8 protein-coding genes are annotated in these 8,152 nt (G+C 42.8%); all 8 read left to right on the top strand.

Annotated elements, in window-relative coordinates:
• Nucleotides 1-794 (top strand): undecaprenyl-diphosphate phosphatase (locus ACH2DQ_RS29005; protein WP_395028810.1); only part of this gene is annotated, 794 nt, incomplete at its 5' end.
• An 18-nt stretch (nt 795-812) separates the two neighbouring features.
• A complete protein-coding gene (locus tag ACH2DQ_RS29000; RefSeq protein WP_394911311.1) occupies nt 813-3,698 on the top strand; it encodes a DNA translocase FtsK 4TM domain-containing protein in 2,886 nt (961 codons plus the stop codon).
• Between the two features lie 87 nt (nt 3,699-3,785).
• On the top strand, nt 3,786-4,676 hold the full coding sequence (locus ACH2DQ_RS28995; protein WP_394911310.1) for a sulfide/dihydroorotate dehydrogenase-like FAD/NAD-binding protein: 891 nt from the start codon (nt 3,786-3,788) through the stop codon (nt 4,674-4,676).
• On the top strand, nt 4,676-6,064 hold the full coding sequence (gene gltA, locus ACH2DQ_RS28990; protein ID WP_394911309.1) for an NADPH-dependent glutamate synthase: 1,389 nt from the start codon (nt 4,676-4,678) through the stop codon (nt 6,062-6,064). Before ACH2DQ_RS28995 ends, gltA begins: the two co-directional genes overlap by 1 nt.
• Nucleotides 6,065-6,304: 240 nt before the next feature.
• Nucleotides 6,305-6,598 (top strand): Dabb family protein, encoded by a 294-nt coding sequence (locus ACH2DQ_RS28985; protein WP_394911308.1) that lies wholly within the window; start codon nt 6,305-6,307, stop codon nt 6,596-6,598.
• 6 nt (nt 6,599-6,604) lie between these two features.
• Nucleotides 6,605-7,084: a 23S rRNA (pseudouridine(1915)-N(3))-methyltransferase RlmH gene (rlmH, locus tag ACH2DQ_RS28980; RefSeq protein WP_394911307.1), complete on the top strand. Its 480-nt coding sequence runs from the start codon at nt 6,605-6,607 to the stop codon at nt 7,082-7,084.
• 148 nt (nt 7,085-7,232) lie between these two features.
• Nucleotides 7,233-7,796 (top strand): TetR/AcrR family transcriptional regulator, encoded by a 564-nt coding sequence (locus tag ACH2DQ_RS28975; RefSeq protein WP_394911306.1) that lies wholly within the window; start codon nt 7,233-7,235, stop codon nt 7,794-7,796.
• 4 nt (nt 7,797-7,800) lie between these two features.
• Nucleotides 7,801-8,152: flavodoxin family protein (locus ACH2DQ_RS28970; protein ID WP_395028808.1), on the top strand; the 352-nt coding region annotated here is incomplete at its 3' end.

Below are 8,152 nucleotides of genomic sequence, written 5' to 3'. Positions count from 1 at the left end.
CTATTCTACAAAACGTATTCCACATTAAAACTGATGGGGGAATGTTGTTTGATATTTTACTTCACGTAGGTACCTTAGCCGCAGTTTTCATTGTCTATCGAAAAGACATTCTGCGCATGATTATAGAAGCAATCCGCATGTGCATGGATTCCTTCCAAAATGGGAAAACCTTTCTGCACAACCGGAAACACGATGATGCACTTCGCTACAAAAAGGTAGTACATAACAATTATCGCAAATTTGTTTTGCTTGTAATCGTATCTACGATTCCTACCGGAATTATAGGCTACGCTGCGAAAAGTCTGGTTGCAGCAGCGAGCATGACCCTGGTTATTCCCGGTGTCTGCCTGCTGCTTACCGGAGTTCTTTTGCTGGTATCCGATATTTCCGAAGACGGACACAAGATTCCAAAAACAGTTTCCTACTCCAATGGATTTATTATCGGTATCTGCCAGGGAATCGCAACCCTTCCCGGTCTTTCCCGATCCGGAACCACCATTGCAGCTTGTCTTTTAAGCGGGTTTGACCGTAGATTTGCTGTAAAGTATTCCTTCATTATGTCAATCCCGGCTATTTTAGGGGCCGCAGTTCTGGAACTAAAAGATATCGGTAAAGAGACGATCACTTTTCCCCAGTTTGGTATTTACCTGGTTGGGGCAATCGTTGCCGGAGTAGTAGGCTACGTCTGTATGAAGACCATGCTTGTAGTAGTACGTAAGAAGAAATTTAAGGGATTTGCATTCTATTGCTTTGCAATAGGAATATTTGCAATTGTTGCACATTTTGTATTTTAAGTAAGGAGAGACAGATTCATGACTGCGAATTCGCAAAGAACCAGTAACGGAACGAAGAAAGTCAGCACCGCCCGAAAAACCAGTACGGCGAAGAAGACAAACGGAAGAAAACCACAGACAAAAAACAAAAGACAGACTTCCAAAAAACAGTCTTACAACAAACCAGGTGCTATACTTCGGGATGAAATTATATTGTGGGCGATATTGGCAGTTTCCGTAATTATTTTAATCAGTAATTTCAATCTTGGGGGGTCTCTTGGCCAGAAAATCAGTTCCCTTTTTTTTGGTGTGTTTGGTTTTATGGCGTATATCGTTCCATTTATTCTATTTTTTACAACCGCATTTATCATTTCCAATAAACAAAACACTGCTGCATGGAGAAAGACTGTTGCGGTATATGCATTTTTGATTTCCCTGTGTTCCATTTTCGAATTAATCGTGAACAGTTACGATCCGGAGAAAAAAATCCTGGAATTCTACCAGTTCAGTTCCAAATATAAAACCGGCGGCGGCCTTGCCGGCGGGTTGCTCTGCAAGGCATTTTGCCCTACAGTGGGTATTGTGGGCGCCTATGTACTGATTATTATTATGATGCTTATCTGCATTGTATTGATCACCGAACGTTCCCTGTTTGCAGGCATGAAAAACAAAACCAGCAGGGTATATGAAAACGCCAGAAAAGACGTTTCCAGAAGAAAAGAAATCTCTACGGCGAAAAGAGAACAGCGCGATATGCAGAGAGATCTGCAAAAACAGCAGGAGTTAAAAGAAGTACTGGATCAAATCCGTGCGGAAACTGCCGGAGTAGTAGTTAAACCCAGAGATGAAGCAGGCGGCCGAAAACGAAATGCAAAATCAAGCAACCGGCTGGGCAAAAAGATATCGGGCGTCAGCATGGATACAACCTTACAGGGCAGTGACAATACCTTAGATGAAGTACATGAAGTGATTCCTTCCGTACCCCCGTCACCTGCTATGGCACAGATTGACTTTACCATCCAGCGCAATGACGGTGCAGCATCAGCGACTTCCAAAGAAAACAGCGGTATTACCATCATGGATTCCGATCCGCTGCCGGACATGCCGGACTTGCCGGAAACAGAACCGGATAACGATGCTTCGGATATTGATTTTGTGATTAAGCAGAGCAGGGCAGACACCGCAAAGAAAGAGATGGAGCCCGTCATTGACGAGTCTATTTTTGACGTAAAAGACGAACCTGTTCCTGTTATGGAGCCTGTTTTTGAATCAGCACCGGTTATGGATCCCATGGAAGAGGAAAAAATGCCGGATATTACAGTTCCCAAACTGAAATTACCCGATGCAGCTCCTCCATCTAAAGCAAATAAGAGTCCCAAATCTTCTCCGGCAGAAGTAGAAGCCGGTATTCAATCCGTAGAGCAGGAAATGGAGATTACGGCGCAGGTTGTAAAGCCCGAATATGTATTTCCATCCATTGATCTGCTGAAAAAACCGAAACGCGGTAAAAACGGCGATACTGACAAAGAATTAAGGGAAACAGCCATTAAGCTTCAGACAACCCTTCACAGCTTTGGCGTTGATGTCACCGTAACCAATGTAAGCTGCGGACCATCTGTAACCAGATACGAGCTGACTCCTCAGCAGGGTGTAAAAGTAAGCCGTATCGTAAATCTGGCAGATGACATTAAATTAAATCTGGCAGCAGCCGACATCCGAATAGAAGCTCCTATCCCCGGCAAATCAGCCGTGGGTATTGAAGTTCCCAATCATGAAAACAGTGCGGTTATGTTGCGGGAACTTTTGGAATCCGATGATTTTAAGAACCATCCATCCAATCTGGCATTTGCTGCCGGTAAGGATATTGCCGGAAAAGTAGTGGTAACGGATATTGCAAGGATGCCCCATCTACTAATCGCAGGAGCAACCGGATCCGGTAAATCGGTCTGTATCAATACCATTATCATGAGTATTTTATACAAGGCAAAACCAGAAGATGTCAAACTAATTATGATTGACCCAAAAGTCGTGGAATTAAGCGTTTATAACGGAATTCCACATCTGATGATTCCGGTTGTCACCGACCCGAAAAAAGCGGCAGGCGCTTTGAACTGGGGTGTTGCTGAAATGACCGAGCGCTACAAAAAATTTGCAGATCTCAATGTCCGTGATCTGAAAGGATATAATGCAAAAATTGAATCCGTAGCCCATATAGAAGACGAAAACAAACCGGAAAAGCTTCCGCAAATCATTATTATTGTAGACGAGCTTGCAGACCTTATGATGGTTGCCCCCGGAGAGGTTGAGGATTCCATCTGCCGTCTGGCACAGCTTGCACGAGCAGCCGGAATCCATTTGATTATTGCGACCCAGCGTCCTTCCGTTAATGTCATTACGGGTCTGATTAAAGCAAATATGCCTTCCCGAATTGCATTTTCCGTTTCTTCCGGCGTGGATTCCAGAACGATTATTGATATGAACGGTGCCGAAAAGCTGCTTGGTAAAGGTGATATGCTCTTTTATCCTCAGGGCTATCAAAAACCTGCCCGTGTACAGGGTGCTTTTGTATCCGATTCCGAAGTCGGTGATGTGGTAGAATTCCTCGCTCAGAAGAATATGAGCGGCGATTATAATAAAGAAGTAGAAGAGCAGATCAGTAAAGTACAGCAGGCAGTAAACGACAGTTCTTCCGGCGGCAGTGAAGTAGATGCTTATTTTGCAGATGCAGGAAAATTTATTATTGAAAAAGATAAAGCTTCCATCGGGATGTTGCAGCGTGTATTCAAGATCGGATTCAACAGGGCCGCACGTATTATGGATCAGCTTGCAGATGCAGGGGTTGTCGGTGAGGAAGAAGGCACAAAGCCCAGAAAAGTCATCATGTCAATGGAAGAGTTTGAAAATTACATCGACGAGTACATTTGATATTGAATTTTTGATAGGTATGCTTTATAGTAGTAGTGAGGTAAAAAATAGAGCCTATAAGACTCTGTTAAAAATAGGAGGATGATTATGTACAAAATACGTAAAGCAGAAAAACTTGCGGACAAGATTTTTCTCATGGTAGTTGATGCACCAAGAATTGCTAAACATTGTCTGCCAGGACAATTTGTCATCGCAAAAGAGGATGAAAAAGGGGAGCGGATTCCACTTACCATCTGTGATTATGATGCAGAAGAAGGAACAATTACCATCGTATTCCAGATCGTAGGTGCTTCCACAGAAAAATTCTCAAAATTGCAGACAGGTGATTATTTCAGAGATTTTGTAGGACCTTTAGGACAGCCTTCTGAACTTTGTACAGAAGACCTGGAAGAAGTGAAAAAGAAAAAAATCTTATTCGTAGCGGGCGGTGTTGGTACAGCTCCGGTATATCCCCAGGTAAAATGGCTGCATGAACAGGGTATCGCAGCAGATGTTATAATGGGATCCAAAACAAAAGATTTATTAATTCTGGAAAAAGAAATGGAAGCAGTTGCAGGCAATCTCTATGTCACAACTGATGATGGATCATACGGCAGAAGCGGTATGGTTACAAAAGTCATTGAAGATCTTGTTCAAAATGAAGGAAAAGAATATGACGTTGTAATCGCAATCGGTCCGATGATAATGATGAAATTTACATGTCTGACTACAAAGAAGCTGGGTCTTCCCACTGTTGTCAGCATGAATCCGATAATGGTAGATGGTACCGGCATGTGCGGCGCCTGTCGTTTAACTGTAGGCGGCGAAGTTAAATTTGCATGTGTTGACGGACCTGAATTTGACGGACACTTAATTAATTTCGATGAGGCCATGAAAAGACAGCAGATGTATAAAACCGATGAAGGCCGTGCAATTTTGAAATTGCAAGAAGGAGATACACATCATGGCGGATGTGGAAATTGCGGAGGTGACAAATAATGGGTGACGTATTAAAAAAGGTTCCGGTAAGAGAGCAGGCTCCGAAAGTCAGAGCTGCGAATTTTGAAGAAGTATGTCTTGGATATAACCAGGAAGAAGCAATGGAAGAAGCCGTACGCTGCATCAATTGTAAAAATGCAAAATGTATTACCGGCTGTCCTGTTTCCATTAATATCCCGGGATTTATCAGTGCAGTAAAAGAAGGAGACATCAAAGAAGCTTATAATGTAATTTCCGAATCCAGTTCCCTTCCTGCTATCTGCGGTCGTGTATGCCCCCAGGAAAGCCAGTGTGAAGGAAAATGTATCCGTGGAATTAAAGGCGAACCTGTTTCCATCGGAAAACTGGAACGTTTCGTAGCTGACTGGGCGCGGGACAACGATGTTAAACCTCCAGCACCGGAATCTTCCAATGGACATAAAGTAGCAGTAATCGGTTCCGGCCCTGCAGGACTTACCTGTGCCGGTGACCTTGCAAAAATGGGATATGATGTTACCATTTTTGAAGCTCTTCATGAGCCTGGCGGAGTATTGGTATATGGTATTCCGGAATTCCGTCTTCCCAAATTAGATGTAGTTGCAAAAGAAGTGGAAAACGTAAAATCTCTGGGCGTAAAGCTGGAAACCAACGTTATTATCGGAAAATCCACAACCATTGATGAACTGATGAATGAAGAAGGATTTGAAGCCGTATTTATCGGATCCGGAGCAGGTCTTCCAATGTTCATGGGCATTCCGGGAGAAAATGCAAACGGCGTATTCTCCGCAAATGAATACCTGACCAGAAATAACCTGATGAAAGCATTCCGTGAAGATTATGACACACCTATCGCACGTGGTAAAAAAGTTGCGGTAGTAGGCGGCGGAAACGTTGCCATGGATGCAGCCAGAACAGCTCTGCGTCTGGGTGCAGAAGTACATATCGTATACCGCAGAAGTGAAGCCGAACTTCCAGCCAGAGTGGAGGAAGTACATCATGCAAAAGAAGAAGGCATCATCTTTGATTTATTAACCAATCCAATTGAGATTCTGGTAGATGAAAACGATGCTGTCAAAGGCATGAAATGTATCCGCATGGAACTCGGTGAACCGGATGCATCCGGAAGAAGACGTCCGGTAGAGATTCCGGGATCAGAGTTTGAATTAGAACTGGATACCGTTATCATGTCCCTTGGAACTTCTCCAAACCCATTGATTTCTTCCACAACCATCGGTCTGGATATTAATAAACGTAAATGTATTATCGCTGATGAAGACACAGGTAAGACCAGCAAAGACGGCGTTTATGCAGGCGGAGATGCAGTGACAGGTGCCGCTACCGTTATCCTTGCTATGGGTGCCGGAAAAGCAGCAGCAAAAGGAATTGATGAATTCTTAAAGAACAGATAAGGTGAAATCCATTCATTTTTATTCCCGTGAGCAACGTACCAAGCGGAGAACAAAAACCCCGTTGCTTGCCGCGGGGTTTTTGACTTATAGTAAGAGGGCGGAAGCGGTTACCAGTACCCTTCCCCCTCTTTTCTTTAATCAAAGAAACCCTCACTGATTATGTAAGTGAGGGATTTCGATAATTACCCAGTGTTGTACTGGCGATATAAATAACATGTATAAGAAAAAGGAGCATTCATTATGGTAAAACACATTGTACTTTGGAATTTTGTAGAAACGATGACAACAGAAGAAAAAAAAGAAGCGGGAATGAAAATGAAGTCTATCCTGGAACCCCTGAAAGACGTAATACCAGGCGTTATTTCGTTGCAGGTAGTTCTGAATGAACTTGACAGCAGCAACCGTGACATCGCCCTGATCGGGGAATATGAAAGCGTGGAAGCACTGAATAATTATACCGTTCATCCTGCACACGTGGAAGCCGGTAAATTTGTCAGAAGCGTAACCTGTAACCGTGCCTGCCTGGACTTTTAATCCTCGATGAAAATCACATTAATTACCGTAGGCAAAATAAAAGAAAAATATTTCACAGATGCCATAAAGGAATATGCCAAACGCCTCAGCCGGTACTGCAAGCTGGAGATCCTGGAACTGGCAGACGAAAAGACACCGGATGGGGCAAGTGAAGCAGAAGAGATGCAGATTAAAGCAAAGGAAGGCGAGCGTATCTTAAAAACCATCAAAGACAACTCTTATGTATTTGCTCTGGCAATTCAGGGTAAAAAAATGTCCTCGGAAGACTTTGCAGACACGATCAATCGTCTTGGCATCGGCGGTGACAGTCATCTGATGTTTATTATCGGCGGATCTCTGGGGCTGGATGAACGGGTATTAAAAAGAGCGGACCGCCTGATCAGTTTTTCAGATATGACCTTTCCTCATCAGCTGATGCGGGTAATTCTATTAGAGCAGATTTATCGTGCTTACCGGATTATTCAAAATGAACCCTATCACAAATAAAAAGAATGCCATTAAGGAAGCAGAAGTTATTTCAGCAATGAAGAAACTTCTGCTTTTTTGTATTCAAACATCTTTTCTATAGACAATATTTAATTTGCGCATTATAATAACAATAGTTATATAACGAATGTTATTTCAAAGGAGTCGTATGCCTAAACAAAAAATAACCAAACAAATCATTTTGGATTCCGCTTTTGAGTTGCTGCGCTTTAGCGGTCATGAGGCGGTGAATGCACGAAGCGTAGCCAAATCCACAGGCTGCTCTGTACAGCCAATTTACAGTTATTATGAGAATATGACTGAACTTATGCAGGAATTGTTTGCCTATACCCAGCAGTTTTTAAGCAAATATATTGAAAAAAATGCATCACAGGAATGCTACTTTGAATCAATTGGCAAGTGCCATATCGGTTTTGCAAAAGATGAGAAGTATCTATTTCGTTTTCTGTATCTTTCAGAATATATGAAAGCTGCCAGTTTCGAAGATATTATCCGGCAGTGTACCAGAGATGATGTTACGGAATCCATTATGAACACCCTTAATTTGAGTGGGGAAGAATCGAAGAAAATCTATCTGAACATGATGCTCTATACCCATGGAATTGCTTCCATGATCGCAACCGGAGCCGCTGATATTCCAAATGAGGATATACACCAATTGACTGACGCGGCATTCCGGGCATTTTTAGACCAGTCTAGAAAGGAGGCTTAAATAAATGAAACTTATCATTCATGATCTGCCAAAAGAAGAATTTCATAAACTTATGCCAGATCCAGGCAAAGATACCCTGGTTATAGGAGAAGACCCCGGTATCCATCCATGCATTGGCTGCTTTGGCTGCTGGTTAAAGACACCAGGCACCTGCATGATACGCAGCGATGCCTATGGTGATATGGGTTATCTGATTTCGCAAAGTGAAAAAATAACGATCATCAGTAAGTGCTGTTATGGTGGATTCAGCTGTTTTGTAAAAAACGTATTGGATCGAAGCCTGCCTTATCTTCATCCTGACTTTGTAATGAAAAATGGAGAGATGCATCACAAGCAGCGTTATAAAAAGGAGTTTG

The organism is Robinsoniella sp., from assembly GCF_034124845.1.
This window is presented reverse-complemented; position numbering and strand designations above follow the sequence as displayed.

Coding starts and splice junctions, on each gene's coding strand:
- ACH2DQ_RS29000 (WP_394911311.1), top strand. CDS start 813: ATGACTGCGAATTCGCAAAGAACCAGTAACGGAACGAAGAAAGTCAGC.
- ACH2DQ_RS28995 (WP_394911310.1), top strand. CDS start 3,786: ATGTACAAAATACGTAAAGCAGAAAAACTTGCGGACAAGATTTTTCTC.
- gltA (WP_394911309.1), top strand. CDS start 4,676: ATGGGTGACGTATTAAAAAAGGTTCCGGTAAGAGAGCAGGCTCCGAAA.
- ACH2DQ_RS28985 (WP_394911308.1), top strand. CDS start 6,305: ATGGTAAAACACATTGTACTTTGGAATTTTGTAGAAACGATGACAACA.
- rlmH (WP_394911307.1), top strand. CDS start 6,605: ATGAAAATCACATTAATTACCGTAGGCAAAATAAAAGAAAAATATTTC.
- ACH2DQ_RS28975 (WP_394911306.1), top strand. CDS start 7,233: ATGCCTAAACAAAAAATAACCAAACAAATCATTTTGGATTCCGCTTTT.